We start from the raw sequence: 26,183 nt of genomic DNA, 5'->3' as shown, positions 1-26,183 counted from the left end.
TGGTTAGGCCGCTATAAGCGGTGCAAAGACATGGTTTTAACAAAGACTTGGTTTTACCGGGGAGGATCAGATGAAGCTGTCACGACGCACAATCCTGCAAGGTGCAGGTAGCCTGCCTTTCGCGGTTGCGAGCTTGCGGATGGGGGCACTGGCGCAAAATTCGTCCGCGGCCGGCAGTTCCGAGGTGCCGCCGATCCTGTTCGTCCACGGCAATGGCGATTACGACGCGCTCTGGATGACGACGTTGTGGCGGATGGAATCCAATGGCATCGCGCGTGACCGCATGATGGCGATCAATTTCACAAATCCCAGTGCACGCAGCGACGATACCGTCGAGCAGGCCAACCGGTCCTCGACCGAGGAACAGCGCCGCGAGCTCGCCGCGGCCATCGCCGAACTGAAGCGCAGCACCGGTGCGGCACGCGTGGCTCTGGTGGGCAATTCGCGCGGCGGCAATTCCATTCGCAATGTCATCAAGCACGGCGGTGCCGGTGACGTCAGCCACGCGGTGCTGTGTGGCACCCCCAATCATGGCGTGTTTGCGCTCGATGATCAGCTCGGCAGCGAGTTCAATGGACGCGGGACCTTCCTGCGCGGCTTGAACGAGGGCGACAGCGAGGTGACGCCGGGCACAGCCTTCCTCACTTTGCGCAGCGACGGCATGGACAAATATGCGCAGCCCGAAGGCCGCTTCATCGGCAGGCCGGGCGTGCCGACCAATGTCACCGCTGAGGGGCCGGAGCTGAAGGGCGCGACCAATCTCGTGCTCGGCACAATCGACCATCGCGAAACGGCGTATCACCCACGGGCCTTCCGCGAGATCTACAAATTCATCGCCGGGCGTGAGCCCGCGCGCATCGCGATCACGCCGGAGCGGACGGTTCGCCTCAGTGGACTGGTCACGGGCTCGGCGGATGGTGTGCCGACCAATCGCCCCGTGGCCGGCGCAACGGTGGAGATCCATCATGTCGACCCTGAGAGCGCGGAACGTCGGGGCGACGTGGTGTTTCGCTCGAAGACGGGTGCCGACGGTCGTTGGGGGGCGGCCGAGGTCGACCCCACCTCGCCGCTCGAAATCGTCCTGACCTCGCCGGATGCCCCGACGACGCACTTCTACCGCTCGCCCTTCCCGCGCTCATCCGCAGTCGTGCATCTGCGTGCGGCGCGCCCTTTCGCTCCCGCGGAAAAGGATGCCGGTGCAGTCGTGATCATGTCGCGCCCGCGCGGCTATTTCGGTCTGCCGCGGGACACGGTCCTGTTCGACGGCCGGGAGCCCGCCGACGTCCATCCGGGCGTGCCAACGGATGCGACAGCGACCCTGCGCCTTCCGGCCGGCGAAGTCGGGCGCAGCATCGTGGCCCAGTTCAACGAAGAACGAATTGTGGCGCGCGCCTGGCCGGCCTCCGAGAACAGGATTGCGGTTGCCGAGCTGACTTACTAGCTAATCGAGTGCGCAAGCCCTTGCTGCGATGAGAATCTGCGGGAGAGAGCCATGAACATCGCCAGCGTGCGTCGGCCCATCATCCCACCGACCCCGCCGCGCGCGCCTGACAATATGTCGTTCTTTGCCCGGCTAGCGGTCATCAAGCAGAACATGATCGCCACCTGGGGCCAGCGCGCCTACGAGGAAGAGGTCATCCAGGGCCGCTTCTTCCTGCACAAGAGCTTGATCCTGAACCAGCCGGACGCGATCCGGCACGTCCTGGTCAGCAACTACCAGAACTACACGCGGACGCCGGCGGGCATTCGCATGCTGCAACCGGTGCTCGGCGAAGGTCTCCTGCTCGCCGAAGGTCACGCCTGGACGTTTCAACGGCGCACGCTGTCGCCCGCGTTCACGCCGCGTGCGACCGTCAATCTCGTGCCGCACATGACGGCGGTGCTGGACGAGACCATCGCAAAGCTGGATACGCGAACCGGTGAGCCGATCGATCTGCGCGACGTCATGCAGCGCATGACACTGGAGATCGCAGGGCGCACGATGTTCTCGTTCGGGATGGATCGGCACGGCTCGACCTTGCGCAACTTCATCATGGAATATGGCGAGCGGCTCGGTCGCGCCTACTTCCTCGACATGGTGCTGCCGGTCTCGTGGCCGACGCCGGTGGATCGTGCGCGCGCCCGTTTCCGCAAGCGCTGGACCGAGTTTGTCGCGATGCTGATCGCCGAACGGCGTGCGGCGGGCAAGAAGGACGGCGCGCCGCCGCGCGATCTGTTCGATCTGATGGACGAGGCACGGGACCCCGAGACAGGCAAGGGTTTTTCCGACGAGCAGCTCGTTGACGAGGTCGCGACCATGATCCTGGCGGGTCACGAGACCACCGCAACCGCATTGTTCTGGGCGCTCTATCTCCTTGCGCTCGATCCTGCCACGCAGGAAGAGGTTGCCTCCGAGACGCGCGGCGAGCATCTCGACAGCATGGCCGACATCGACCGACAGAAATTCACCCGTGCGGTGGTCGACGAGACCATGCGGCTGTATCCGCCGGCCTTCCTCGTCGCCCGGGCCGCGCGCGACAAGGACATTGTGGCCGGAGTTGAGGTCAGCAAGGGCGACATCATCATGATCGCGCCGTGGCTGCTGCACCGTCACGAGAAATTGTGGGATCAGCCGAACGCCTTCATTCCGAAACGCTTCATGGCGAAAGAGCAGCCGGACCGCTTCGCCTATCTGCCGTTCGGGGCGGGCCCGCGCGTCTGCATCGGCGCGCCGTTCGCACAGGCCGAGTCCGTGTTGGCGCTGGCGAGACTTATCGGCGCGTTCCGCGTCGAGCTCGCGGACACGACGCCGGTCATTCCGTATGGTGTCGTCACGACCCAGCCGGACCACTCACCCATGTTCCGTATCACGCGCCGGTGACAGGCCATCGCCTGGCCGCCAGCGCGATCCACCCCAAATAGAGGCGCTCCATGAGCGACATCCAGGCCCAGTTTTCCGTTTTGAAGCAGACCGCCGACGCGAAGGTGGTCGATGCGATCGCCTCTCTGATCGAAACCGGAGAGGATCACGAACTCAATCGCGTCAATGTCCTCGACTTCGCCAAGCTGCATGGCGTCGACGAAGAGCACGCGATCTCCGCCTTCCTGCATGCGGCTCGGCTCGGGTTGTTCGATCTCGGCTGGAACGTGCTGTGTCCCGGCTGCGGCGGTGTGCTGGGGGCCCATACGACGCTAAAGGCGCTCAAGCCGGACGATTATCACTGCGCGCTCTGCGCCTGCGGCTACAAGGCTTCCGTCGACGACCAGGTCGAGGTCTCCTTCACCGTGAATTCGCGCGTCCGGCGGATCGCCGCCCACGATCCCAACACGCTTCCGGTGTGGGAATATTTCAAGCAGATATTCTGGAGTTCCGGCGTCGACTTCAACAAGGAATCGTTTGCCACGCTGGCCGATGAAGTGACACTGGATACGATGGAGCTGCCGGCGGGAGAGAAGGCAACGATGTCGCTGCAACTCCCGAGCGACTTCATCATCATCTTCGAGCCGGTGACGCACGCCGCCCACTTCATCGATGTCCAGGGCGAGCCGACCAAGGACCGCCAGCAGCTCGCCATCATGTACAACAAGGTGCAGGCGCCGACGGGAACCACGACGATGCGGCCGGGGCCGCTGCGGCTGTCGCTGGAGAACCAGGCGGGCGTGCGCGTGTTGCCGTCGGTGTTTATCGCGGCCGAGGCGCTTCATCATCTGATCGGCCGGCGCAAGCCGTTCCTCACCGCCAAGCGCATGTTGTCGAACCAGACCTTCCGCGACGTCTTCAAGGCGGACAATCTCAGCCTCGACCAGCGGCTGCAGATCACCTCGCTGACCTTCCTGTTCACGGATCTGAAGGGCTCGACCGCGCTTTATGAGCGTGTCGGCGATCTCGCGGCCTTCGATCTCGTGCGTGCACACTTTCACGCGCTGCTCGAGATCATCTCCTCGGAGAAGGGCGCGGTGGTGAAGACAATCGGCGATGCCGTGATGGCGACCTTCATCCGGCCCGAGCATGCGATCGTCGCGGGCCTGCGGATGCGCGCGGCGATGGACGCGCTCAACAGGCAGCGCGGCACCGATGATCTCATCGTCAAGATCGGCATCCATGAAGGCCCGTGCCTCGCGGTGATGCTCAACGAGCGGCAGGATTATTTCGGCCAGACCGTCAACATCGCCGCGCGCGTGCAGAGCTTGTCGACCGCGCAGGAGATCCACATCACCGGTCCGGTGCTGGACGCGCCGGCGGTGGCCGAGATTCTTCAGCAGCGCGAGATCAAGCCGATCCAGAAGCAGGCGGCGCTGCGCGGCATCGCCGACAAGATGGTGGTGTACGAGATACCGTGAGGGACGGCGACGGCCACCACACGCTCCGGCATTGCGAGGAGCTCGTGTGAAGCGCGGCCCAGGTGGCTCGCAATGACGATCTGGCGGCAGATGTGCGCCACATCCTCCATCGTCATGCCCGGGCTTTACCCGGGCATCCACGTCTTTCACTGCGGCGATGCGTGGATGGCCGGGACAAGCCCGGCCATGACGGAGTGACCAGATTGCCGAAACGTAATGCAGCGCGCGGAACTGACGCACGTTGCGCCGGTTGAGTTTCCCGCTCATATAAGGCTGGTAACGGCTGCGCTTCCCCGCGGCTTCATCGATTTCGGTAGGACCTCATGCTCGACGGGCTGCGCCAATTCATCGCCGACATTGTTGCTCCTCATGCCCAGGACCGTGCCTTCGGCGACAGCGACTACCGGCTTGCGGCAACCGCACTGCTGATCCACGTGGTTTCGCTCGACGGCCGGCCGACACAGGCCGAGCAGAGCAAGCTGCACAATCTGATCGAAAGCCATTTCAAGCTCGATCGGGGCACGGCCGACCGGCTGATTGCGGATGCGACCCAGGTCGAAGGCGAGGCGGTCGACCTCTATCACTTCACCAGCGTCATCATGCGCTCGCTGGACGAAGAGGGCCGCAAGCGCATCGTCCAGATGATGTGGGAGCTGGTCTATGCCGACGGTCAGGTCACCGAGTTCGAGGACAACGTGGTCTGGCGTGCCTCCGACCTGCTCGGGATTTCCCAGCGCGACCGGATCGACCTGAAGCATGCCGTCGCCGACCGTGCCGGCGATCAGGTCAGGGATGGCGCTGTCGGCGGCTGAGATGCGCCTTGCTCGCATTCTTTATGGTTGTGCGGGTCACATGACGAAACTTTAATGTAGCGCCGCTTCCCTCGGATTCCGAATTCCCCTGTAGTTCCAGTGGTTTCCTGCTTTCCCTGCTGCCCGCTCAGGAAGCCATGCTGCCTGCGCCGCTTGCCTGCCGCGCACGGCCTATGCTCCTGTTCCGCTGTTTCGGGGCCAAAAAAGTTCAAATTCAAGAGACTGCGATCGTGAATGAGCGGGTAACTTTGATCACCGGCGCTTCGGCGGGCATCGGCGCCGAGCTGGCGCGCGTGTTTGCCGCCAATGGGCACCGGCTCGCGCTGACGGCGCGGCGCGCGGACCGGCTCGAGGCGCTCGCGAACGAGCTCGCCGGAATCTGCGACAAGAAGCCGATCGTGATCGTCTGCGATCTGCAGCAACCGGATGCGGGCGAGCGAATCGCCGCCGCCCTCGCGGCCGAACAGGTCGAGCTCGACAATCTCGTCAACAATGCCGGCTTCGGTGTGTTCGGCGATGCGGTCGAGCGCGACCGCGGCGAACAGGTCGGCATCGTCGACGTCAATGTTCGCGCGCTGACTGATTTGTCGCTGCGTTTTGCCGACCAGCTCATCAGGAACAAGGGCGGCCTTCTGAATGTCGGCTCGGTCGCGGGCTTCCTGCCGGGGCCCGGCATGGCCGTATACTACGCGTCGAAGGCCTATGTAATTTCGCTCACCGAAGCGTTGCGGGCGGAGCTCGCGCCGCGCGGCGTGCGCGTCACGGTCCTGTGCCCGGGGCCGGTGCAAACCGAATTCCAGGGACGCGCCGGCGTTGGCGATGGGCACGATACGGCGATTCTCAACGTCCCTGCCGCCGACGTTGCGCGGCAGGCTTATCGTGGCCTGATGGCGAACAAACGGGCAGTGCTGCCGGGCCTCGGCATCAAGATTGTGCCGTTCGCGCTTCGCTTCTTCCCGCGCGGCTTCATCTTGTCCGCCACCAGCCGGTTCCAGCGGCAGCGGCACTAGAGCCGTTCCGATGAACCGTAGTGGCCCGGAGCTTGCTTCCGCATCAAGCAGGAGTATCGGCGTGTGTGCGCAAACTCACACGATGTTAACCTTCGCTTAGCTATGCTGGCGGCTTGAACCGATAGCACTCGAAAAGGCCATGTCGTTCCGGACGAACAGGTTTGGTGGCGCAGAATTGGTGCCCTTCCCCAGAAGGACGGCGAGCGCGACCGCCTCCGAAACAGGGCGCCCGGTTCTGATCGTCCTGCACCAGGAGTCGTCGACGCCCGGCCGCATCGGCAATGCGCTGCGCGCGCTCGGCCATCGCCTCGACATCCGCAGGCCGCGCTTCGGCGATCCACTGCCTGATACGCTCGACCAGCATGCCGGCGCCGTTGTGTTCGGCGGTCCGATGAGCGCCAATGATTCGGACGATTACATCCGCCGCGAGATCGACTGGATCGAAATTCCGCTGCGCGAACAGCGTCCGTTCCTCGGTATCTGCCTCGGTGCACAGATGCTGGCACGGCAGCTCGGCGCGCGTGTCGCGCCGCATCCGGAGGCGCTGACCCAGATCGGCTATTACCCGATCCGCCCGACAGCCGCGGGCCACACGCTTTGCCCGGACTGGCCGGCGCAGGTCTACCACTGGCATCGCGAAGGATTTGAGCTGCCTGATGGCGCCGAATTGCTGGCGGAAGGCGACGATTTCCCGAACCAGGCGTTCCGCACCGGCAATGCCTTCGGCGTGCAGTTTCATCCTGACGTGACCTACGCGATGATGCATTGCTGGACCACGCGCGGTTATGACGGCCTCAGCGCGCCCGGCGCGCGCGAGCGGCATCATCATTTCGCGGACCGTGCCGTCCATGATGCCGCGGAACGCGCCTGGCTGGATCATTTCATCGACGGCTGGCTGGCGCGCCGGCCGCTGCTGGCGCAAGCCGCCGAGTAGATCGCGACTTCGCGCTGCTCTTTGGCGCAGATACTTGGCCCAGGCACTTGGCGCAAGTCCTTGCTCCATCCCCGACTATGCTAGACTCGATGCCAACGAGTGCGCGCGAACGCGTGCCGGCAAAGGGAGAGCGCGATGGCCTACGAACACATTCTCTACGAGGTGAGCGACAAGATCGCGACCGTCACGCTCAATCGCCCCGATCGCATGAATGCATGGACGCCCACCATGGAGCGCGACGTGCGCCACGCGATGGAGGCCTCGAACGCCGACGACAATGTCCGCGTCATCGTGCTCACGGGCGCCGGCCGCGCCTTCTGCGCCGGCGCCGACATGGATGCGCTGAAAGGGCTCGATCCCAGCGACGTGAGGCGCGCCACGAACCTGCCGCCATTCGACATGAATCGCCGGCCCGACTGGCAGACGCGCTATGGTTTCTATCCCTCGATCGGCAAGCCTGTGATCGCGATGCTCAATGGCGCGACGGCCGGCATCGGCCTCGTGCATGCGCTCTATTGCGATCTGCGCTTTGCTGCGGACAATACCGTGTTCACGACGGCCTTCGCGCGGCGGGGCCTGATCGCCGAGCATGGCATCAGCTGGATGCTGCCGCGCATCGTCGGCCACGCCAATGCGATGGATCTGTTGCTCTCGGCGCGCCGCGTTTCGAGCAATGAGGCATTGCGGATCGGGCTGGTGAACCGTCTCTGCTCGCCGGACAGACTGCGCGAAGAGACTTACGCCTATGCCCGCGATCTCGCCGACTTCGTGTCGCCAAGCGCAATGGCCGTGATCAAGCGGCAGCTCTATGAGGTGCCGTTCCAGACGCTGGCCGAGGCTACGATCGAGGCCAACAGGGAGATGATGGTGGCGTTGAACGGAAGCGATTTCCGGGAGGGGGTTGCGAGCTTCATGGAGAAGCGGCCGCCGCGGTTTACGGGGAAGTAGGGGGAGCTGCAAACTGGGAGACAGTCCGTCTTCGCCCTTTGGGCTTCGCCGGACACCACGCTTCACCCTTCGGGCTCTTGCATGGCTGCGCCACGCGTAGCCCGAAGGGCGAAGCGTGGTGGAGCCAGGCGGGATCGAACCGCCGACCTCGTCATTGCGAACGACGCGCTCTCCCAGCTGAGCTATGGCCCCTTTGCTGGCCGCTCTGGTCAACGCGGCCGACAACCGGGCGCCATTTAAGTCCCCGCCAAGGTCAAGTCAAGGACGGGTGTAACGGGGTTTTAGCCATCCCGGCACCGACTTCCCTTGTTTGGACCGGGGGGAACCGATATCTAGCGAAAGCGACACGCAGCTCCCTCGGAGACGAGCCCACTTCATGAAGCCTATCGTCTTTGTGCTGATTCAAATCATCAGCCTTTACAGATATATACTGATCGTTGCGGCGATCTTCTCCTGGTTGATTGCGTTCAACGTCGTCAATACGCGCAACCAGTTTGTCGCGGCAGTCGCTGAATTTCTGTATCGCATAACGGAGCCAGTCCTGGCCCCGATCCGGCGACGTCTGCCCTCTTTTGGTGGTTTGGACATCTCGCCGATCATCGTCTTCTTCCTGCTGCTGCTGATCGAATTGTACTTGGAAGGATACGTCTTACCCTACGTTCCATAGGGACATATGGAACCCTGGCGTAACTCCTCCACGGGCGTCAGCATCGCGCTTCGGGTAACGCCGCGCGGAGGACGTGACGGCATCGACGGGATCGAGCAGCTTTCCGACGGGCGCAGCGTGTTGAAGGTGCGCGTGCGGGCCATCGCCGATGGTGGCGAGGCCAATCGCGCGGTTCTGGCGCTGCTGGCGAAATCGCTGGGCGTACCCAAGGCCAGCGTCAGCCTCCTGTCGGGAGCGACGTCACGGTTGAAGCAGGTCGCCGTCGACGGCGATCCGGCAGGCCTTTCTCGGGCGCTGCGCGAGATCGCATCGGTCAAATCGAAGGACTAAAGCGCAATGAAATTTGGATGAATCGTCATCGCGCTTTAGCTTGTTGTTTGCGCATGATCTTTCCGGAAAACCGCTTCGCACTTTTCCGGATCATGCTTTTGGGGAGCTGACATGACGGCCAAGATCATCGATGGAAAAGTCATCGCTGCAGACCTTCGCGCCCGCGTCGCCGACGAAGTCGCCCGCGTCAAGCGCGAGCACGATCTGGTGCCGGGTCTTGCCGTGGTCCTGGTCGGCAACGATCCCGCCAGCGAGGTCTATGTCCGCTCCAAGCATACGCAAACGCAGGCCGCAGGCATGGCCTCGTTCGAGCACAAGCTGCCTGCGGACGTCTCGCAGGCCGACCTGCTGGCAGTGGTCGCGAGGCTCAACCGCGATCCCGCCGTGCACGGCATTCTCGTGCAATTGCCGCTGCCGAAGGGCCTGAACACCGAGGCCGTCATCAACGCGATCGATCCCGCCAAGGATGTCGACGGCCTTCATCCGAACAATGCCGGCCGGCTTGCCGGCGGCTTCGAGGCGCTGTCGCCCTGTACGCCGCTCGGCTGCATCATCCTGACCAAGAGCGTGCACCCGTCGCTCGAAGGCATGAACGCCGTCGTCATCGGCCGCTCCAATCTGGTCGGCCGCCCGCTGGTGCAATTGCTGCTGAACGAGAACGCCACGGTGACCATCGCCCATTCGCGCTCGCGCGACCTGCCTGCAATCGTGAAGCAGGCCGATCTCGTCTATGCCGCGGTCGGCAGGCCCGAGATGGTGCGCGGCGATTGGCTGAAGCCGGGTGCCACCGTGATCGATGTCGGCATCAACCGCATTCCCAAGGCCGACGGCAAGACCCGCCTCGTCGGCGATGTCGCCTATCAGGAAGCGCTCGGCGTTGCCGGCGCCGTGACGCCGGTGCCCGGAGGCGTCGGCCAGATGACCGTCGCCTGCCTGCTGGTGAACACGCTGCGCGCCGCCTGCGCGATCGCGGGTCTGCCGAAGCCGGCTGTGTAGTTCACCTCGCCCCGCAAGCGGGACGAGGGAGCAGGCCGTGCCCGGGGTAGGAAAACCTACGCCTTCTTTTTCTTCTCGCGCTCGATGCCTTCGAGGATCAGCTTCTGCGCTTCCTCGGGGCCACCCCAGCGCGTGATCTTCACCCACTTGCCCTTCTCGAGATCCTTGTAGTGCTCGAAGAAGTGCTGGATCTGCTGCAACGTGATCTCGGGCAGATCGGAATACGACTTCACCTTGTCGTAGCGCTGCGTCAGCTTCGATGACGGCACCGCGAGAATTTTCTCGTCGCCGCCGGCTTCGTCTTCCATGAACAGCACGCCGACCGGGCGCACGCTCATGACGGCGCCGGGGATGATGGCGCGGGTGTTGATGATCAGCACGTCGCAGGGGTCGCCGTCATCGGACAGAGTGTGCGGGATGAAGCCGTAGTTACCGGGGTAGCGCATCGGCGTGTACAGGAAGCGATCGACCACGAGCGTGCCGGCCTCCTTGTCCATCTCGTATTTGATCGGCTCACCACCCACGGGGACTTCAATGATGACGTTGACGTCGTGGGGGACGTTTTTCCCGATCGAGACCGCATCGATACGCATGAAATAGGCTCCGTTATGGCCGACTTTAGTTTTCGACCGGCAGCGATTTTGGCGCTGTCATACGCGGGCTTGGGCCGCCGATCCATCGCGTTTTTGTGAAATAATGAATCCGGCGATCACCGGCGCAAAAAGCGAGCGGTATCGGCGGAAGGGGAGCGCTGCCGTCAGGTTTCAGCAGCTTGATTGGTCCGAACCTCAGTTGGTCCAGGCGAAGGCGACCTTGTCGAGCGACTTCGGCCCGAAACGCTCCGAGGAACGCGCCACCATGCGGCCGCCCAGGGCACGGTAGAACTCGGTCGCCGGATCGTTGTCCGAAAGCGCCCACACAACTATGCTCTTCAGATTGCTCTGCATGAGGTCGCGGCGGGCGGCGGCGAACAGCCGGCGGCCGAAGCCGAGACCCTGAAACTCGGGGCGCAGATAAAGCTCGTAGATCTCGCCGTCGAAATGCAGGCTGCGGGCACGGTTGCGGCCGTAATTGGCGTAGCCCGCGATCTTGTCGCCGAACACGAGCACGCTGACGCGGCTGCCCTTGCGGATCGCGCTGTCCCACCACTGCGGACCGCGGCGGTTGATCAGCTTCTCCAGCTCGGCGCCCGGAATGATGCCCTGATAAGCGGAGCGCCAGGCTTCGTCATGCGTGGACGCCACCGCAGTTGCATCTGCAGCTTTGGCCGGCCGGACCTCGATCAGGGTTGTGCTCATGGACGCGATCAAACCAAGTCGCCGCGCCGGCGGCAAGACCTATCGTTAATTATCGGTTAACCTGTGGACTTTCTGCATCAGTATTTTAACCATGGTGTACCGAAAAAAGACAAGACGCCATTTCAACCGGCAGCATTGTGCCGTGCGCCGGTGCAAAACTTCGCCAGCGCAACGAATGAACCCACCATGACAGCGCAAAAAGTCCGCCCAGAGTGATTCGTTCCGACTAGTCTGGCCACGCTCTCCGTGTTCGCTCTCGGCAATTCATGCGGCTCCTCAAGACCCTTGCCCTTCTCGCACCGCTGTCCGTGCTCGCGGCACAGCCTCTGTGCGCCGAGGTCACGCTTGGCGCATCGGGTGCCGAAGGCCAGCCGCTCCGCCGGCAGGAATGGCGCGTGCCGTCGCCGGATACCGATATTGCCGCGCGCGCGCTGTTGTTTCGCCCCGCTGGTGCCGGTCCGTTCCGGCTCGCCGTGATCGCGCATGCCTCGACGCAGAACGTGCTGCGTCGCGCGCAAATGCCGCAGCCGGAATATCGCGCACTCGCCGCGTTTCTCGTCGCGCGCGGCTTTGCCGTGCTGGTGCCGGAGCGGCTTGGCCATGGCGCGACCGGTGGCTACTATGTCGAGGATCAAGGCGGCTGCGACGAAGCGGACTACGCACGCGCAGGCCGCGCGACAGCGGAGGAAATTTCGCTTGCGCTGGAATATCTGCGAAAGCAGGATTTCATTCGCGCGGATGCCGCGGTCGTGATTGGTCATTCCGCCGGAGGTTGGGGCGCGCTGGCGCTAGCCAATTCCGATCCAAAGACGATCGCTACGATCATTGCGTTTGCGCCGGGGCGCGGCGGTCACGCCAATGACGAGCCGAACAAGATCTGCGCACCGCACACGCTTCTGGCGGCCGCAGCCGAGTTCGGCAAGGCAGCGCGCATTCCCGTGACATCGCTGGTTGCAGCCAATGATAGCTATTTTGCTCCGGCGTTCTCGAAAGCCCTGGCGGATGCGTTTCGCAGCGGCGGCGGCAAGGACGATTTTCGTGCGCTCCCTGCCGTCGGCAGCGAGGGGCATTGGTTGATCGAGACGGAATCCGGCGTCAGAGCCGCCGGCAGCGAGATTGATCGCGCGCTGAAGCCTGTGGCGGCGAAGAAGCCATGACGCTGTATTTCCTGGTCAAATATCTGCATGTGCTCGGCGCCATCGTGATTCTCGGCACCGGAACCGGCATCGCCTTCTTCATGCTGATGGCGCATCGCACCGACGATGCGAGGTTCATCGCGCGTACGGCGTCGGTCGTGGTGGTTGCGGATGCGATTTTCACGCTGTCGGCGGTGATCCTGCAGCCCGTCACAGGCGGCCTGCTGATGACGCTTTCGGCCACGTCGATCACGGAGCGCTGGATCCTCGCCTCACTCGCGCTCTATGCCATCGCCGGCCTGTTCTGGATTCCCGTCGTCTTCATGCAGATCGAGATGCGCGATCTCGCGCGCAACGCCGCCGAGCAGCAAGCGACGCTGCCGGAGCGTTACTTCACCCTGTTCCGTCGCTGGTTTGCATTCGGTTTCCCCGGCTTCGGCGCAACGATGCTGATCCTCTGGCTGATGATCGCAAAACCATTTTGAAGGACGCGATGACCCGGCAAACCATTCTGGTGCTCGGCGCTTCCGGCCTGATCGGCCGCTTCGTCACCGACGATCTGCGCATACGCGGCTTTCGCGTGGTCGGTCTCGCGCGCAGCCTGTCGGCTTCGCAGAAGATGAGTACGCTCGATATCGAGTTGCCGATCCTCATCCTCGATGCGGCCGCGCTGACACGCCTGCTGGACGAGCATGCGGTCGATATCGTCGTGAACTGCCTCGGCGTGCTCCAGGATGGCCCCGGCAGCGACACCAATGCGGTGCATCGCGATGTCGTGGCGCGCCTGCTTCAAGCCATCGCCGGCAGCGGCCGTGCGATCCGGCTGGTGCACATTTCGATCCCCGGAACGGCTGACGACGATCGCACCGCGTTCGCAACGACCAAGCGCGAGGCCGAGCGGCTGATCTCGGCTTCAGGCATTCCCCATGCCATCCTGCGGCCCGGCTTCGTGGTCGCGCCGTCGGCCTATGGCGGCAGCGCGATGCTGCGTGCGCTGGCTGCCTTCCCGCTGGATCTTCCTGCCAGGGAGATGGCGACGCCGTTCCAGCCTGTCGTCGTCGAGGATATCGCCGCGACCATCGCCTGGCTCGCCGCGCGCGACATCGACGATGCTTCGGTCAAGGCGGTGAGCTGGGACCTGATGCAATCCGGGACGGTCACGATGGCCGGCGTCATCAAGCAGTTTCGCCTTGCCTTCGGCACGGCCGGATGGCCGCGCATCGCGATGCCGGCTCTGATGCTTGATCTCGGTGCCAGGATCGGCGATCTCGCCAATTACCTTGGCTGGATGCCGCCGATGCGCTCCACGGCGATCGCCGAGCTGCGCCGCGGCGTCATCGGAGATCCCACCGCATGGATCGCCACCACGGGCATCGTGCCCAAGACGCTGACGGATGCGATCGGACGCCATCCCGCCACCATCCAGGACAAATGGTTCGCGCGGCTGTTCCTGGTCAAGGCGCTGGTCTTTGCCAGCCTGGTCGTGTTCTGGCTCGTCTCGGGCTGCATCGCGCTGTTCGTGTCCTACCACGCCGCCGCCGGTATCCTGAGCGCGCACAACTTCCCGCCCGCGCTGGTCGATCCCGTCACCATCGGAACCAGTCTGATGGACATGAGCATCGGCGTGCTGATCGCCTTCCGCCGCACGGCCGCGTTCGGCCTGGTTGCAGGCATCCTTGCCTCGCTCGGCTATATGTTCGGTGCGGCGATCCTGACACCCGACCTCTGGATCGAGCCGCTCGGCGCGCTGGTGAAGACAGGACCGGCGATCGTGCTGATGCTGGTGGCGTTGCTCATGTTGGATAATCGCTGATGCCCGAATGGCCCGACGATGACGTGATCCTGTACGACGGCGTCTGCATCTTCTGCTCGCGCTGGGTGCGCTTCGTCGCCAAGCGCGACATAGCGAAGCGGTTTCGCTTCACGCCGATCCAGTCGGAGTACGGGACGCGATTGGCTCGGAGATTTGGCATCGACCCTGATGATCCCGACACAAACGCAGTCGTCCACGGTCGCGAGGCATTCCTGAAGTCTGATGCTGCGTTGACCGTTCTGTCGCATTTGCCGGGCTGGACCTGGACGCGCGCGCTGTTCGCCGTGCCAAAACCGCTGCGAAATGCGGTCTACAGCCTCATCGCGCACAACCGCTATCGTATCTTCGGCAAGTATGATGCGTGCTTCGTACCGGATGCCGATTTGCGGGCGCGGGTGATTGAGTAGTTGGACAGTAGCGCCACAAAATCGGTGTCGTCCCGGCGAAGGCCGGGACCCATAACCACAGGCCGGAATTTGGCGAAGGCTAGCAGTTAAAAATCAATCCGCGGTACAGCGACCGCGGTTTTTCGAGGGATCACGCGGGTCCCGGCCTTCGCCGGGACGACACTGGAGATAGGCTAGCGCTTTGTGGCCAGCACTTCCTTCGCCGCCCGCTCGCCACTATCCCGCGCGCCATGCGCCGTCGTGAAGAAATTCGGTGACGTCGCTTCGCCTGCGAAGAACAGCCGTCCATCCACCGGCGCGGCCAGCACCGCGCGATCTCCGGAATGCCCCGGCAGCGCATGCGAATAGGACCCCCGCGCCAACGGGTCACGCGCCCAGCGCGACTCGTAGAGCGGCTTCAGCTTGCGGCGGATGTCGCTGCCGAGGAAGCCGGCGATCTCGTCGATGCTGTGCGCGGCGATGGCGCCGTCGCCGGCGTCTTCCAATTGGCGGGCAAAGCTGCCGCCGAAGAAACCTTCGATGCAGGGCTGGCCGAACGGGCGGATGTGGTAGGTGCCCATCTCGGTGCGCATCGTGGCGCCGCGGAGGTTTGCTTCCTTCGGGAAGGCTTCGGCGCCGTCGAGTGCCAGCGTCACCTTGTCGTCGACGCCGAGCGGCAGGCCGGCCGCGGCATCCACCTTGGCCGGAAGCGGCGGTGAGAAGCGGATCACCTCATCGGCGATCAGATTGGTCGGCACGGTGACGATCACCTTGTCCGCGGTCAGCGTGCCCTGTGATGTCTCGATGCGGATGCGCACATCGGAATGGTCGATCAGTGTGACGTTGCAGTTGAGCGCAACGGGACAGAGCGCGCCATAGGCCGCGATCAGCGCGCCATAGCCGCGGCGGACGCGCCAGTTGAGCTCGCTGTCCTCATAGGCATCCCAGTCGAGCGTCGACATGTCCTCGAGTTCGCAGCCGTTGATGTAGGTCGAGATCGCGTCGATCATCGCATTCCAGCGATTGCCGGGCTCGAGGCTCCGGCTTGCGGGCTCGTCCTTGCCCTTCTGCGCGGCCTGCCAGAGCCGCTCGTAGAACGTCTCCATCGCGCGCATGAAATCGTCGCGCAGCTCCTGCGGAAACGCATTGCCATAGGCGCGCTCGCGCCAGGGCGGCAGATCCTTGTTGAGCTCGAAACCGAGCGCATTTGCAATGGGAACGAAGGAGTTCCTGTCGGCGGAATGCAGCCAGCCGCAGCCGACGTCGAAGGTGATTTCGGGCGAGGCTTGCACCGTCCAGGCGCGGCCGCCGAGCCGGTTGCGCGCTTCGAGCACGATCACGGAGAGGCCGGTGCCATGCAGCGCATGCGCCGCGCCGAGGCCGGCCGCTCCGGCACCGATGATGGCGACGTCGACGGATGCGGGGAAGGAGCCCATGGCCGGGCTCTAGCACGTTCGCGGGGTGTGCTGAAGCCACCGCAAAGAAATCTGTCATCGCCCGACTTGATCGGGCGATCCAGTATTCCAGAGGCGGCCGTGATTGAACCGAAAGGCCGCGGCGTACTGGATGCCCCGGTCGAGCCGGGGCATGACAGTCGTTGAGGGCGCCGGCTTACGCCACCGCTTCCTTGGACTTTTCCGCGCGCTTGCGCTCGTTCGGGTCGAGGTGCTTCTTGCGCAGGCGGATCGACTTCGGGGTGACCTCGACGAGCTCGTCGTCCTCGATATAGGCGAGCGCCTTTTCCAGCGTCATGCGGATCGGCGGGGTCAGACGCACGGCTTCGTCCTTCGAGGTCGTGCGGATGTTGGTGAGCTGCTTGCCCTTGAGCACGTTGATCTCGAGATCGTTGTCGCGGGTGTGCTCGCCGACGATCATGCCCTTGTAGACCTTCCAGCCGGGCTCGATCATCATCGGGCCGCGGTCTTCCAGCTTGAACATGGCGTAGGCCACCGCTTCGCCCTGGTCGTTGGAGATCAGCACGCCGTTGCGCCGGCCCTGGATCTCGCCTTTGTACGGGGCATAGCCGTGGAACAGGCGGTTCATGATCGCGGTGCCGCGGGTGTCGGTGAGCAATTCGCCCTGGTAGCCGATCAGGCCGCGGGTCGGCGCGTAGAACACCAGCCGCAGGCGGTTGCCGCCTGACGGCTTCATCTCGACCAGCTCGGACTTGCGTTCGCTCATCTTCTGCACGACGACGCCGGAATGCTCCTCGTCGACGTCGATCACGACCTCCTCGATCGGCTCCATGGCGCCGCCGGTGGCTTCGTCCTTCTGGAACACGACGCGGGGGCGCGACACCGAGAGCTCGAAACCCTCGCGGCGCATGGTCTCGATCAGGATTGCGAGCTGCAATTCGCCGCGGCCGGAGACTTCCATCGCATCCTTGTCGGCGGCTTCGACGACGCGCAGCGCGACGTTGCCCTCGGCTTCACGCAGCAGACGATCGCGGATCATGCGGCTCGTCACCTTGTCGCCTTCGGTGCCGGCGAGCGGGGAGTTGTTGACGATGAACGACATCGACACGGTCGGCGGATCAATCGGCTGGGCCGGCAGCGGCACCTCGACGGACGGATCGCAGAAGGTGTCGGCGACGGTGCCCTTGGTCAGGCCCGCAATGGCGACGATGTCGCCGGCTTCGGCTTCCTCGAGCGGGGTGCGCTCGAGACCGCGGAACGCCAGGATCTTGGTGATGCGCCCGGTCTCGACCAGCTTGCCGTCGGCATGCAGCACCTTGACCTGCTGGTTCGGCTTGAGCACGCCGGACGAGATGCGGCCGGTGATGATGCGGCCGAGATAGGGATTGGCCTCGAGGATGGTGCCGATCATCCTGAACGGACCTTCCTCGACCGTCGGCGGGGCGACGTGCCGCAGGATCAGGTCGAACAGCGGCTCCATGCCCTTGTCCTGCGGACCCTCAGGGCTCTCGGCCATCCAGCCCTGCTTGGCCGATCCGTACAGGATCGGGAAGTCGAGCTGCTCCTCGCTGGCGTCGAGCGCCGCGAACAGGTCGAACACTTCGTTGATGACTTCGGTCGGGCGCGCGTCGGGGCGGTCGACCTTGTTGATGACGACGATCGGCTTGAGGCCGACCTTGAGCGCCTTGGAGACGACGAATTTGGTCTGCGGCAGCGGGCCTTCGGCGGCGTCGACCAGCACCAGCGCGCCGTCCACCATGTTGAGGATGCGCTCGACCTCACCGCCGAAATCGGCGTGGCCGGGGGTGTCGACGATGTTGATGCGGGTGTCCTTCCACTGCACCGAGGCCGCCTTGGCCAGAATGGTGATGCCGCGCTCGCGCTCCAGATCGTTGGAATCCATGGCGCGATCGGTCACCTTCTGGTTCTCGCGGAACGTGCCTGATTGCTGGAGGAGCTTGTCGACGAGGGTCGTCTTGCCATGGTCGACGTGGGCGATGATGGCGACGTTACGGAGGTTCATGAGTGAGCTTCTTTGCGGTCGGACAATGGGTTAAGCGCGATCTCGCCGGTCAAGCCGGGACCTCTTCGCGGGAACAACGCTGAAACGTGGAAAACGGGGCCTGTTACACCCAAAAAAGGAAGCCCGGCGAGATCGACCGGGCATCCTGTGCGTTTGCGCCGCAATATAGGCAAAAAACGCCAAAAAACAATGCGTTCTTTCTGGGTTGGTTGACCGAATTTTGCCCGGGAAACCCCGGGACTTGCGGGGACTCCGGGGCCAAACAGGGCCCGGCTAGCCCTGCGCGGAGCCGTGGCCGGGCTCCTCGGTCGGATAGACCCCGCGCAGCACTTCCTCGAAGTGCATCTTGACGGCGTCGTTGCAGAGGCAGGCGCGCAGCCGCAGGCCGTCATGGTTGCGGACCAGGATTGCGCCGCGCCGTGTGTCGAGCACACCTTCGGCCTTGAACGACTGCAGCACGCGGCTGGCATAGCTGCGCCCCACCCCGAGCAAGGTGGCGAGCTGCTCATGCGTCAGCGGCACGCTGCTTTCGTCGCCGGTCCGCTCCATCGCTGCAAGGATCCATTTGGCCGTGCGCTGCTCGATCGAGTGGATGGCGTTGCAGGCGGTCGACTGGAAAATCTGCGCCAGCATGCAGTCGGCGTAGCGGGCGAAGATGTTGCGCAGCGAGGCCGAGCGCGCCTTGGCCGCATCCAGCTTGCCGACGTGAATGCGCGCAAAGGGCCCGCCGAATTTCACGCAGATGCGGGTGTAGGCCGGCAGAAATCCCTCGCTGACGATGCCGCCGACCGCGCCTTCGCGGCCGACCAGAATGGTCTCGACGTCGCGGCCGTCTTCATTGGGGACGAGGAAGGTCGCGAGCGATGGTCCGCAGGGAAAGTGCACGACCTGCACATCGTCGCCGGGGCTGTAGAGCAGATGGTTCGCGCCGACCTCGTCAAACGCAAGATGCGGCGCCAGCAACGCAAAGTCCGCCGCGTTCAGTCGTCGCAACAGATTGTTGGCAGGACGGCTCTCGATTTCGCCTGTCTTGCTGATACGCGCATCCATCGCAAACTCCCCGTCCTCCTCTCGACATTAACGAGTTCCGTCCACGGGCTGTGTGCACATGTGGACAGACGTCAAAACTGTTCTGTGGTGAGTTTCGTTCCGGGAACCCTCCGATGCGCTGGGCGCAGGCGTCGGCATGAGGCTGTCCAGATCGGAAAAACATGCAGCCCTCGATAGCAGCCAGGATCATGATACCTGCCTCCCCGGACGGCTCGGCCGGCATCCCCGTCGATGTTCTGATCGTCGAGGACGATCCGATCATTGCGATCGATTTCGAGGATCGTCTGCTCGGCTTTGGCGTCAAGCGCGTGCGCACCGTGGGTTCGGTGGCGCGAGCCCTGCAAGCGATCACGGCACGCGCGCCCGACTTCGCGCTGCTCGATGTCGAATTGATCCGCGAGAAGAGCTTTGCGATCGCCGAGCGCCTTGCGGCGCTGAATATTCCGTTCGTCTTCGTCACCGGCTACGGCGCCGAGACCAGTATTCCCGCGCAATTTTCCGCACGGCCGCGGCTGCAAAAGCCGTGCTCCAGCGATGCGCTGGAGGCAGCTTTGCAGGCGCGCGGCGCGTGACGACGTATCGGCGTCAGGCGAATTTCGGATCGAGCGTGGTCGACCACAACGCGACGTCCGCGCGGTCGCGCAGCGTCACCGTCATCTGGCCCGAAGCACCGTCGATCTTGACGTGACCGAAGAACTGCATTCCCGCTGACGGCGGCAGGTTCTGCTTGTCGAGGCCCGGCGCCTTGACGAAGCGCACCTCGGGGCCAAACGTGTTGTCCATCTCGCCGGGGCCGAACGTTCCCGCATGCAGCGGACCCGACACGAATTCCCAGAACGGCTCGAACTCCTGGAATTGCGCCTTGTCGGGATTGTAATAGTTCGCTGCAGTGTAGTGCACGTCGGCGGTCAGCCACACCGTATTTCTGATCGGCGCCATCTTGATGAAGCGCAGGAGGTCGGCGATCTCGAGCTCGCGACCGCGCGGCGGGCCGTCGCCCTGCGCGAACGCTTCCGACCCCTTCTTGTTCGGCGCATCGTCGTACACGAGGATGCTGAGCGGCATGTCGGAGGCGATCACCTTCCAGGTCGCGCGCGAATTGAGCAGGCCGCGCTTCAGCCAGGCCATCTGCTCGGGCCCGAGGAAGTAGCTGGCCGGGCCGTACTCGGTCTCGAGATTGGCGCCGTTCGGGCCGCGATAACTGCGCTCGTCGAGCACGAACACGTCGAGATGCGGACCGTAGGAGATCTTGCGATAGACCCGGCCGGGTTCGACGATGCTTTCGCGCATCGGATACATCTCGTGGAAGGCGCGGCCGGCGCGGGCCGCGAGCAGCGAGATGTCACGCACCTTGTAGGCCGCCGGCAGATCCTTCGACAGCGACCAGTTGTTGGTCACCTCGTGGTCGTCCCACTGCACGAAGATCGGCACCTCGGCATTGAAGGCGCGGACATTGTCGTCGGTGAAATTGTATTTGTGCGCGGCTCGGAACTCGTCCAGCGTCTCGGCGACCTTGGCCTTCTCGGGGATGGTGACGTTCTTCCAGGTCTTGCCGTCGGCGAGCTTGACCTCGGAGGGGATCAGGCCGTCGGCATAGATGGTGTCGCCGGAATGCAGGAAGAAGTCCGGACGGTGCTTGCGCATCGCCGAGAAGGTGAACATGCCGCCGTCATCTGGGTTGATGCCCCAGCCTTGTCCTGCGACGTCGCCGCCCCAGACGAAGCTGACGTCGCGGCGGTCGGCCGGCGCGGTGCGGAAGCGGCCGACCACCGGCTCGCCTTCGACGGCGGTGTGCGAGAGATCGCGGAAGCGGACGCGGTAGAAGATGTCCTGTCCGCCGGGGAGATTGTCCACCAGCATCTTCGCGGTGAAGTCGCTCTCCGGCAGCGCCGCGATCGGCGGCAGCTTGCGGGCGTCCTTGAAGGTGTCAGTCGTTGCCACCTCGACCAGCATCTGCGCGGGCCGGTCGGTGCGCGCCCAGACCACGCCGCCGTCAACGGTGACGTCGCCGGACTGCACCCCATGGGTCACCGCGGGCCGGTCGGCCGCGCGCGACAGATGCGGCATTGCGATCGCGCCAAGCGCGCTGGCGCCGGTGGTGAGGAAACGACGGCGGGAGAATTTGATCTTCATGGCGATGGCTCGCTGGCTGGCTATCTCGTGCGCACTGGCTATCTCGTGCGCATCCTGCGCTGTCATTCCGGGATGGTCCGAAGGGATCGCGAAGCGACCCTGAGGACCAGACCCGGAATCTCGAGATTCCGGGTTCGCGCTTTGCGCGCCCCGGAATGACAATTAGACGCTATATTGAGACAATGTGACGCGGCAATTACGCGCGCAAGTGTTCAGGCGTTGCCCGCAGCCCGGAATTGCGCGCCGGTGCGTTGCAGGTTCTGGGGCAGGCTGAACAGCACCGCCTTGCGGTCGGCGATCGCGGCGTGGAATTGGTCGAGCACGATGTTGAAAGCGGTCAATGCGCCTTCCTCGATGGCGCCGTGATCGAAGCAGCGCAGCGTGTCGCGGAGGATCTCGTCGGCCTCGGCCTGCATCTGGTCGAGTTCGTCGGCTGTCTCGCTCTTGCGCGCGGCGGTGAGCATGTCGAGCAGGCGCTCGCGCAGATGGCTGTTGTTGTCGCGCTCGTCCTTTTTCAGGTAGCCCGCGAACCATGCGCCGAGCGAACCGGTGGCCGACAGCGCCATCAGGCTCCACCAGATGTAATCGCTGTATTTGTCGAGGAAGGTCTTCTCCTCGCCGTCAACGAAGGCGGCCGCGCCCGGATGCACCGGGATCACCGCGTCCTTGTCGGTGTCGGGCGTCTCGATTTTCGCCGCTTGCGGAAAATCGGTCAGCAATTGCTGCCGGACCGCGAAGAGTTGCCGGGTGAAGGCCGCAACCGTGGTCTCCGACAGCCCCTTCCGCGCCACGATGTGGTGCGAGAAGCTGATGGTCTTGACCTCATCCTCCGGGCGATCGGGCGAGCCGCCATAGGTGCCGGCGGGTATTTCCGCGGCTTCATAGATCGGGTGGTTCTGTGCGATGGCGTCCGCCGAATCGATCGCGAGGAAAGTCGGCGAGCCGCCATCCTTGGCGGAGGCAGCGATTGCATCCGCCGTGATCTTGCTGTTGACGGGGCCGGCCGCGAGATACACGTCGGCCTTCTGGGCCTTGATCGCCTCGGCGACTTCGCTTGCCGGGAATTGCACGATCTCGACCTTTGCGGGATCGACGCCGTATTGCTGCAGGATCACCTTGAGCAGATTGACGTTGGCTTGCGTACGGCCGACCACGCCGACGCGACGGCCGGCGAGTTGCGAGATCTTGGTGATCTTCGCGCCCTTCTTCTTGCCCTTGCCGGGCACAGACCACAGCACCACGACGTTCTTGCGCAGCGTCGCGACGGCTTGCGCGTTCTTGGGCACGTCGAGATCGCCGCGCACGATGGCAAGATCAGCCTTGCCTTCGGCGAGCAGGTCCGCGCTTGCGGTGGCGCCGTCGGTCGGGATCGGACGCAGCCGCACGAAGCCTTTGCTTTGCGCGAAAGCCTGCGTCAGCGTCTGCACCACTTTGACATCGTCGCTGTTGGCCGGACCGACCGCGATCTTCAGGGTCACCGGCCGCATTGCGAAATAATAGCCGCCGACCAGCGCGCCGACGATCGCGAGCACCAGCGCCAGCGACACGAGCGCCGTCTTCCGCGCCGCGGATCGCGGCGAAGGCGGAGAGGGCATCTCGGCCAGGTGGGGTTCCCCGGTCATCGATCTCCCGAACAGGCGCTTCAGGCTCAGTTTCATCTTGGCCGGCGATTTACGCCCGCAAGTGTAGCAAATTTCTTGTCCCGAGGGGTTACATCTCCGTCATGGTTAGCGGATCGGCGAAATCCCGTATGAACTCCAAGCGTGAGCACGGTGTTAGGGTAAAGTTCCCCTGAAAATGGAGGCCAAGATGGCAGAACGGCTGACGGCGGACGCACGCACGCAGGCACTGGAGGGTATCCCAGGCTGGACCGAGGTTCAGGGTCGGGACGCCATCGGGAAGACCTTTGTCTTCAAGGATTTCAACGAGGCCTTCGGTTTCATGACCCGGGCGGCGCTGGTCGCCGAGAAGATGGATCATCACCCGGAATGGCGCAATGTCTACAAGACGGTCGAGGTGGTGCTGTCGACCCATGACGCCGGCGGCGTCACCAGGCTCGACATCGAACTCGCGGCCGCGATGAACGCCATCGCAAAGTTGACGCAGGGCTGACGTCTTGCGGGGCGGAGCCGCATCCCCATCTTGTGTTCGTCGTCGGATGCGGCCATCGGCCGCGCTGCGTCGCACGGGAGTTTCGAAAGATGGCCGCCGAACACAGTGTCGGCTTCGAGCCGGCTGATCGGCTCGCGGAAGATCGCGACAGCGTGCGCCGGAGGTTCTGGCGCAAGCTGAAGCGCGTCGCCGCGCATCTGCCGTTCACCGAAGATCTGCTCGCCGCCTATTACTGCGCGTTCGACCGGCAGACGCCGCGCCATGTCCAGGCATCGCTGCTGGGAGCGATCGCCTATTTCATCCTGCCATTCGATTTCATTCCGGATGTGATGCCCGTGCTCGGCTTCACCGATGATGCCGCCGTGCTGGCGACGGCCATTCGCATGGTCGCGAGCCACATCACCTCGGAGCACCGCGAAGCGGCGCGTGCAGCGCTGAAGCGCGGGCTGGGTGAGAACGAGTCGGAAGCGGAAGCGGCCTAGCGCCCCGCTCTCAGCGTCGTCCTGGCGACGGCCAGGACCCATACCGCGGAATCTATCGAGAGCATTCGGTCGCGGTACCGAACGACGAGTCTTCGCCAAACCACTCCCTGGGGTAATGGGTCCTGGCTTTCGCCAGGACGACCCGTTGAGGGAGTCTACGATGCGACTCCTACATCCTCACGGATGCAGGATCACCTTGCCCATGGCCTGGCGTCCCGCGAGCACCTTCAGTGCGTCGGCGGTCTGTGCCAGCGGAAAGGTGCGGTCGACATGCGAGGAGATCTTTCCTTCCGCCGTCCACTTCACCAGCTTCTCGAGATTGGCGCGGTTCTTGGCCGCGTTGAGCCGGGTCCAGGCGCCCCAGAACACGCCGCGGATGTCGCAGCCCTTCAAGAGCGCGAGGTTCAGCGGCATCTTCGGAATGTCTCCCGCGGCAAAGCCGATCACCAGGAAGCGGCCCTCCCAGGCGATCGAGCGCAGCGCCTGCTCGGCATAGGCACCACCCACCGGATCGAAGATGATGTCGACGCCCTTGCCGCCCGTGAGCTTGCGCAGGCCTTCTTTCAGATCTTCCTTGGCGTAGTTCAGGGTCAGCTCGGCGCCGTGTGCCTTTGCGAATTCGAGCTTCTCCTCGGACGAGGCGCAAGCGATGACCTTCAGCCCCATCAGCTTGCCGAGCTCGCAGGCCGCAAGGCCGGTGCCGCCGGCAGCGCCGAGCACGGCGAGCGTCTCGCCCGGCTTGGGACTCGCGCGATCTTCCAGCGCATGCAGCGCGGTGCCGTAGATGATGATGATGCCGGCCGCGCGGTCGTAGTCGAGATTGTCGGGAATCTTCACGATCCCCGCCGCGGGCAGCGCGATCTTTTCGCGTGCGCCATTGTGGCCGCAGGACGCGACCACGCGATCGCCGACCTTGAGATCGGTGACGCCGGGTCCGACGCTCTCGATCACACCGGCAACTTCCGCGGCCGGCGAGAATGGGAACGGCGGCTTGATCTGGTACTTGCCCTGAATCATCAGGATGTCGAAGAAGTTCAGCGCCGCCGCCTTGATCGCGATCACGGCCTCGCCGGGACCAGCCACCGGATCAGGCACATCGGCGAGCACGAGATCGTCGGGCTGGCAATATTGCGAGCAAAGGATGGCTTTCATGGCGACACCTGAGCGTTTCGAGGCAGAATTACAGTTTGTCCGTTTCTGCCGGATTTACGTCGACCGGACAATCCGGATTCTTTGTCTGAAGCCGGCCATCGGCCTATCCTCGTCATTGCGAGCGAAGCGAAGCAATCCAGAGTCCGTCCCGCGGAAATAGTCTGGATTGCTTCGTCGCTTTGCTCCTCACAATGACGAAATCCGCGGAGAAAGGATTCAAACGATGTTTGAAACAGGTCTGCTCAAGGATAAACGCATCCTCGTCACCGGCGGCGGCTCCGGCCTCGGTGCATCAATGGGGTGCCGCTTCCTCGCACTCGGCGCCGAGCTCGTGATCTGCGGCCGCAAGCTCGACCGACTCGAAGCGACCGCAAGCGAGATGCGCAAGCAGACCGGCGGCAGAGTCACGACGATCGCCTGCGATGTTCGTGACGGCACCGCCGTCGACGCGATGATGGACGCGATCTGGCGCGAGGCGCCGCTCGACATTCTCGTCAACAACGCCGCCGCAACCTTCATCGCACAGAGCGAGCATCTGTCGTTCCGCGCCGCGGATGCCATCCTCGCACCGACCTTGCACGGCGCGATGTATTGCACGCTCGCCGCCGGCAAGCGCTGGATCGACGGCAAGCATAACGGCGTCGTGCTTTCGATCCTGTCGACCTCGACCATCACCGGCCGCGCCTTCACGGTTCCCTCGGCGATGGCGAAATCGGCGGTGCTGGCGATGACCAAAAGCCTCGCCGTCGAATGGGGTCCGAAGGGCATCCGCACCGTCGCGATCGCACCGGGACCGTTCCCGACATCAGGCGCGTCGGGACAGCTTCGTCCCGAGGGCCGCGACGAAAGTTGGACCAGCCGCAATCCGATGGGGCGGGTCGGCGAGCATGGCGAGCTTGCCGACCTCGCCAGCTTCCTGGTCTCGGACCGCGCCGGTTACATCAATGGCGAGATGGTGGTGATCGACGGCGGCGCGCACTTGCGCAGTTCCGGCGCCGAAGACCTGTTGCGATGGACCGACGCGCAATGGGCACAGCAGCGTGCTGCGCGGTCCAAAGGCTAGCCGTGATATACCGCTAACTGCCTTCCCAAATTGGACTTTCCCGGCTATCCCTGCGCCGGGACAAATCGCGGCCGGGCCATCTTCCAGTCACAATATTGAGGGA

General features: G+C 64.1%; 26 protein-coding genes and 1 tRNA gene. 18 read left to right on the top strand and 9 right to left on the bottom strand.

What is annotated here, in order from left to right:
• Nucleotides 1-70 precede the first annotated feature (70 nt).
• The 7 genes from JQ621_RS14810 (at nucleotide 71) to JQ621_RS14780 (ending at nucleotide 8,024) form a co-directional block, all read left to right on the top strand.
• Nucleotides 71-1,441, top strand: coding sequence for a hydrolase (locus tag JQ621_RS14810; protein WP_212235456.1), 1,371 nt, complete (start codon nucleotides 71-73; stop codon nucleotides 1,439-1,441).
• 51 nt (nucleotides 1,442-1,492) lie between these two features.
• Nucleotides 1,493-2,860: a cytochrome P450 gene (locus JQ621_RS14805; protein WP_212235455.1), complete on the top strand. Its 1,368-nt coding sequence runs from the start codon at nucleotides 1,493-1,495 to the stop codon at nucleotides 2,858-2,860.
• Between the two features lie 50 nt (nucleotides 2,861-2,910).
• A complete protein-coding gene (locus JQ621_RS14800; protein WP_212235454.1) occupies nucleotides 2,911-4,320 on the top strand; it encodes an adenylate/guanylate cyclase domain-containing protein in 1,410 nt (469 codons plus the stop codon).
• A 323-nt stretch (nucleotides 4,321-4,643) separates the two neighbouring features.
• Nucleotides 4,644-5,132 (top strand): tellurite resistance TerB family protein, encoded by a 489-nt coding sequence (locus JQ621_RS14795; protein ID WP_212235453.1) that lies wholly within the window; start codon nucleotides 4,644-4,646, stop codon nucleotides 5,130-5,132.
• Between the two features lie 230 nt (nucleotides 5,133-5,362).
• On the top strand, nucleotides 5,363-6,142 hold the full coding sequence (locus tag JQ621_RS14790) for an SDR family NAD(P)-dependent oxidoreductase (RefSeq protein WP_212235452.1): 780 nt from the start codon (nucleotides 5,363-5,365) through the stop codon (nucleotides 6,140-6,142).
• Nucleotides 6,143-6,281: 139 nt separating this feature from the next.
• Nucleotides 6,282-7,076 (top strand): glutamine amidotransferase, encoded by a 795-nt coding sequence (locus JQ621_RS14785; RefSeq protein ID WP_212235451.1) that lies wholly within the window; start codon nucleotides 6,282-6,284, stop codon nucleotides 7,074-7,076.
• A 135-nt stretch (nucleotides 7,077-7,211) separates the two neighbouring features.
• Nucleotides 7,212-8,024 (top strand): enoyl-CoA hydratase, encoded by an 813-nt coding sequence (locus JQ621_RS14780; protein ID WP_212235450.1) that lies wholly within the window; start codon nucleotides 7,212-7,214, stop codon nucleotides 8,022-8,024.
• A 116-nt stretch (nucleotides 8,025-8,140) separates the two neighbouring features.
• Here the strand turns inward: JQ621_RS14780 and JQ621_RS14775 are convergent.
• Nucleotides 8,141-8,216: transfer RNA gene (locus JQ621_RS14775), tRNA-Ala, on the bottom strand.
• A gap of 184 nt (nucleotides 8,217-8,400) precedes the next feature.
• On the opposite strand from JQ621_RS14775, the gene JQ621_RS14770 reads away from it, so the two are divergent.
• The 3 genes from JQ621_RS14770 (at nucleotide 8,401) to folD (ending at nucleotide 10,017) form a co-directional block, all read left to right on the top strand.
• Nucleotides 8,401-8,691 (top strand): YggT family protein, encoded by a 291-nt coding sequence (locus JQ621_RS14770; RefSeq protein ID WP_194465407.1) that lies wholly within the window; start codon nucleotides 8,401-8,403, stop codon nucleotides 8,689-8,691.
• Between the two features lie 6 nt (nucleotides 8,692-8,697).
• Nucleotides 8,698-9,021, top strand: a complete 324-nt coding sequence (locus JQ621_RS14765; protein WP_212235449.1) for a DUF167 domain-containing protein — start codon at nucleotides 8,698-8,700, stop codon at nucleotides 9,019-9,021.
• A gap of 111 nt (nucleotides 9,022-9,132) precedes the next feature.
• Entirely contained in the window at nucleotides 9,133-10,017 is an 885-nt protein-coding gene (gene folD / locus JQ621_RS14760; protein ID WP_212235448.1) for a bifunctional methylenetetrahydrofolate dehydrogenase/methenyltetrahydrofolate cyclohydrolase FolD, read from the top strand.
• A 56-nt stretch (nucleotides 10,018-10,073) separates the two neighbouring features.
• On the opposite strand, the gene ppa is transcribed toward folD, so the two are convergent.
• Nucleotides 10,074-10,610 (bottom strand): inorganic diphosphatase, encoded by a 537-nt coding sequence (ppa, locus tag JQ621_RS14755; RefSeq protein ID WP_212235447.1) that lies wholly within the window; start codon nucleotides 10,608-10,610, stop codon nucleotides 10,074-10,076.
• A 195-nt stretch (nucleotides 10,611-10,805) separates the two neighbouring features.
• Complete coding sequence (locus JQ621_RS14750) at nucleotides 10,806-11,315, bottom strand: GNAT family N-acetyltransferase (protein WP_212235446.1); 510 nt, start codon at nucleotides 11,313-11,315, stop codon at nucleotides 10,806-10,808.
• 266 nt (nucleotides 11,316-11,581) lie between these two features.
• Here JQ621_RS14750 and JQ621_RS14745 point away from each other — a divergent pair, with 266 nt between their 5' ends.
• From JQ621_RS14745 to JQ621_RS14730, 4 genes are read left to right on the top strand one after another with little or no spacing between them, the layout of a single operon-like run.
• The gene (locus JQ621_RS14745; RefSeq protein WP_212235445.1) at nucleotides 11,582-12,472 is read left to right on the top strand and encodes a dienelactone hydrolase family protein; all 891 of its coding nucleotides are present in this window, start codon (nucleotides 11,582-11,584) and stop codon (nucleotides 12,470-12,472) included.
• A complete protein-coding gene (locus JQ621_RS14740) occupies nucleotides 12,469-12,936 on the top strand; it encodes a DUF2269 family protein (RefSeq protein WP_212235444.1) in 468 nt (155 codons plus the stop codon). Before JQ621_RS14745 ends, JQ621_RS14740 begins: the two co-directional genes overlap by 4 nt.
• 8 nt (nucleotides 12,937-12,944) lie before the next feature.
• A complete protein-coding gene (locus JQ621_RS14735; protein WP_212235443.1) occupies nucleotides 12,945-14,264 on the top strand; it encodes an SDR family oxidoreductase in 1,320 nt (439 codons plus the stop codon).
• Nucleotides 14,264-14,671, top strand: a complete 408-nt coding sequence (locus JQ621_RS14730) for a thiol-disulfide oxidoreductase DCC family protein (protein WP_212235442.1) — start codon at nucleotides 14,264-14,266, stop codon at nucleotides 14,669-14,671. Before JQ621_RS14735 ends, JQ621_RS14730 begins: the two co-directional genes overlap by 1 nt.
• 173 nt (nucleotides 14,672-14,844) lie before the next feature.
• Here the strand turns inward: JQ621_RS14730 and JQ621_RS14725 are convergent, their stop codons facing one another.
• From JQ621_RS14725 to JQ621_RS14715, 3 genes are all read right to left on the bottom strand, one after another.
• Nucleotides 14,845-16,086 (bottom strand): flavin monoamine oxidase family protein, encoded by a 1,242-nt coding sequence (locus JQ621_RS14725; protein WP_212235441.1) that lies wholly within the window; start codon nucleotides 16,084-16,086, stop codon nucleotides 14,845-14,847.
• A 175-nt stretch (nucleotides 16,087-16,261) separates the two neighbouring features.
• On the bottom strand, nucleotides 16,262-18,088 hold the full coding sequence (gene typA / locus JQ621_RS14720) for a translational GTPase TypA (protein ID WP_212235440.1): 1,827 nt from the start codon (nucleotides 18,086-18,088) through the stop codon (nucleotides 16,262-16,264).
• Between the two features lie 273 nt (nucleotides 18,089-18,361).
• Nucleotides 18,362-19,138 carry a Crp/Fnr family transcriptional regulator gene (locus JQ621_RS14715; protein WP_212235439.1) on the bottom strand — a complete coding sequence of 259 codons (777 nt, stop codon included), beginning with the start codon at nucleotides 19,136-19,138 and terminating at the stop codon, nucleotides 18,362-18,364.
• 188 nt (nucleotides 19,139-19,326) lie between these two features.
• Here JQ621_RS14715 and JQ621_RS14710 point away from each other — a divergent pair, with 188 nt between their 5' ends.
• Nucleotides 19,327-19,710, top strand: a complete 384-nt coding sequence (locus JQ621_RS14710) for a response regulator (protein WP_212235438.1) — start codon at nucleotides 19,327-19,329, stop codon at nucleotides 19,708-19,710.
• A gap of 13 nt (nucleotides 19,711-19,723) precedes the next feature.
• Here the strand turns inward: JQ621_RS14710 and JQ621_RS14705 are convergent, their stop codons facing one another.
• Complete coding sequence (locus tag JQ621_RS14705) at nucleotides 19,724-21,271, bottom strand: alkaline phosphatase D family protein (RefSeq protein WP_212235437.1); 1,548 nt, start codon at nucleotides 21,269-21,271, stop codon at nucleotides 19,724-19,726.
• A 212-nt stretch (nucleotides 21,272-21,483) separates the two neighbouring features.
• Nucleotides 21,484-22,929, bottom strand: coding sequence for a TAXI family TRAP transporter solute-binding subunit (locus JQ621_RS14700; RefSeq protein WP_212235436.1), 1,446 nt, complete (start codon nucleotides 22,927-22,929; stop codon nucleotides 21,484-21,486).
• 151 nt (nucleotides 22,930-23,080) lie between these two features.
• On the opposite strand from JQ621_RS14700, the gene JQ621_RS14695 reads away from it, so the two are divergent.
• On the top strand, nucleotides 23,081-23,383 hold the full coding sequence (locus JQ621_RS14695; protein ID WP_212235435.1) for a 4a-hydroxytetrahydrobiopterin dehydratase: 303 nt from the start codon (nucleotides 23,081-23,083) through the stop codon (nucleotides 23,381-23,383).
• 89 nt (nucleotides 23,384-23,472) lie between these two features.
• Nucleotides 23,473-23,865, top strand: a complete 393-nt coding sequence (locus tag JQ621_RS14690; protein ID WP_212235434.1) for a YkvA family protein — start codon at nucleotides 23,473-23,475, stop codon at nucleotides 23,863-23,865.
• Nucleotides 23,866-24,042: 177 nt separating this feature from the next.
• Here the strand turns inward: JQ621_RS14690 and JQ621_RS14685 are convergent, their stop codons facing one another.
• Nucleotides 24,043-25,017: an NADPH:quinone oxidoreductase family protein gene (locus tag JQ621_RS14685; protein ID WP_212235433.1), complete on the bottom strand. Its 975-nt coding sequence runs from the start codon at nucleotides 25,015-25,017 to the stop codon at nucleotides 24,043-24,045.
• Nucleotides 25,018-25,240: 223 nt separating this feature from the next.
• On the opposite strand from JQ621_RS14685, the gene JQ621_RS14680 reads away from it, so the two are divergent.
• Nucleotides 25,241-26,080: an SDR family oxidoreductase gene (locus JQ621_RS14680; protein ID WP_212235432.1), complete on the top strand. Its 840-nt coding sequence runs from the start codon at nucleotides 25,241-25,243 to the stop codon at nucleotides 26,078-26,080.
• Nucleotides 26,081-26,183: the final 103 nt, after the last annotated feature.

Source organism: Bradyrhizobium manausense (assembly GCF_018129685.1).
GTDB lineage: Bacteria > Pseudomonadota > Alphaproteobacteria > Rhizobiales > Xanthobacteraceae > Bradyrhizobium > Bradyrhizobium manausense_D.
This window is presented reverse-complemented; position numbering and strand designations above follow the sequence as displayed.

Bases quoted from the DNA above. Each gene is read 5' to 3' on its own strand.
- JQ621_RS14765 (WP_212235449.1), top strand. From the start codon at position 8,698: ATGGAACCCTGGCGTAACTCCTCCACGGGCGTCAGCATCGCGCTTCGG.
- JQ621_RS14685 (WP_212235433.1), bottom strand. From the start codon at position 25,017: ATGAAAGCCATCCTTTGCTCGCAATATTGCCAGCCCGACGATCTCGTG.
- JQ621_RS14770 (WP_194465407.1), top strand. From the start codon at position 8,401: ATGAAGCCTATCGTCTTTGTGCTGATTCAAATCATCAGCCTTTACAGA.
- JQ621_RS14805 (WP_212235455.1), top strand. From the start codon at position 1,493: ATGAACATCGCCAGCGTGCGTCGGCCCATCATCCCACCGACCCCGCCG.
- JQ621_RS14780 (WP_212235450.1), top strand. From the start codon at position 7,212: ATGGCCTACGAACACATTCTCTACGAGGTGAGCGACAAGATCGCGACC.
- JQ621_RS14745 (WP_212235445.1), top strand. From the start codon at position 11,582: ATGCGGCTCCTCAAGACCCTTGCCCTTCTCGCACCGCTGTCCGTGCTC.
- folD (WP_212235448.1), top strand. From the start codon at position 9,133: ATGACGGCCAAGATCATCGATGGAAAAGTCATCGCTGCAGACCTTCGC.
- JQ621_RS14810 (WP_212235456.1), top strand. From the start codon at position 71: ATGAAGCTGTCACGACGCACAATCCTGCAAGGTGCAGGTAGCCTGCCT.
- JQ621_RS14715 (WP_212235439.1), bottom strand. From the start codon at position 19,138: ATGGATGCGCGTATCAGCAAGACAGGCGAAATCGAGAGCCGTCCTGCC.
- JQ621_RS14700 (WP_212235436.1), bottom strand. From the start codon at position 22,929: ATGAAACTGAGCCTGAAGCGCCTGTTCGGGAGATCGATGACCGGGGAA.
- JQ621_RS14730 (WP_212235442.1), top strand. From the start codon at position 14,264: ATGCCCGAATGGCCCGACGATGACGTGATCCTGTACGACGGCGTCTGC.
- JQ621_RS14740 (WP_212235444.1), top strand. From the start codon at position 12,469: ATGACGCTGTATTTCCTGGTCAAATATCTGCATGTGCTCGGCGCCATC.
- JQ621_RS14680 (WP_212235432.1), top strand. From the start codon at position 25,241: ATGTTTGAAACAGGTCTGCTCAAGGATAAACGCATCCTCGTCACCGGC.
- JQ621_RS14785 (WP_212235451.1), top strand. From the start codon at position 6,282: ATGTCGTTCCGGACGAACAGGTTTGGTGGCGCAGAATTGGTGCCCTTC.
- JQ621_RS14735 (WP_212235443.1), top strand. From the start codon at position 12,945: ATGACCCGGCAAACCATTCTGGTGCTCGGCGCTTCCGGCCTGATCGGC.
- JQ621_RS14690 (WP_212235434.1), top strand. From the start codon at position 23,473: ATGGCCGCCGAACACAGTGTCGGCTTCGAGCCGGCTGATCGGCTCGCG.
- JQ621_RS14750 (WP_212235446.1), bottom strand. From the start codon at position 11,315: ATGAGCACAACCCTGATCGAGGTCCGGCCGGCCAAAGCTGCAGATGCA.
- typA (WP_212235440.1), bottom strand. From the start codon at position 18,088: ATGAACCTCCGTAACGTCGCCATCATCGCCCACGTCGACCATGGCAAG.
- JQ621_RS14795 (WP_212235453.1), top strand. From the start codon at position 4,644: ATGCTCGACGGGCTGCGCCAATTCATCGCCGACATTGTTGCTCCTCAT.
- JQ621_RS14705 (WP_212235437.1), bottom strand. From the start codon at position 21,271: ATGAAGATCAAATTCTCCCGCCGTCGTTTCCTCACCACCGGCGCCAGC.
- JQ621_RS14695 (WP_212235435.1), top strand. From the start codon at position 23,081: ATGGCAGAACGGCTGACGGCGGACGCACGCACGCAGGCACTGGAGGGT.
- JQ621_RS14710 (WP_212235438.1), top strand. From the start codon at position 19,327: ATGATACCTGCCTCCCCGGACGGCTCGGCCGGCATCCCCGTCGATGTT.
- JQ621_RS14725 (WP_212235441.1), bottom strand. From the start codon at position 16,086: ATGGGCTCCTTCCCCGCATCCGTCGACGTCGCCATCATCGGTGCCGGA.
- ppa (WP_212235447.1), bottom strand. From the start codon at position 10,610: ATGCGTATCGATGCGGTCTCGATCGGGAAAAACGTCCCCCACGACGTC.
- JQ621_RS14800 (WP_212235454.1), top strand. From the start codon at position 2,911: ATGAGCGACATCCAGGCCCAGTTTTCCGTTTTGAAGCAGACCGCCGAC.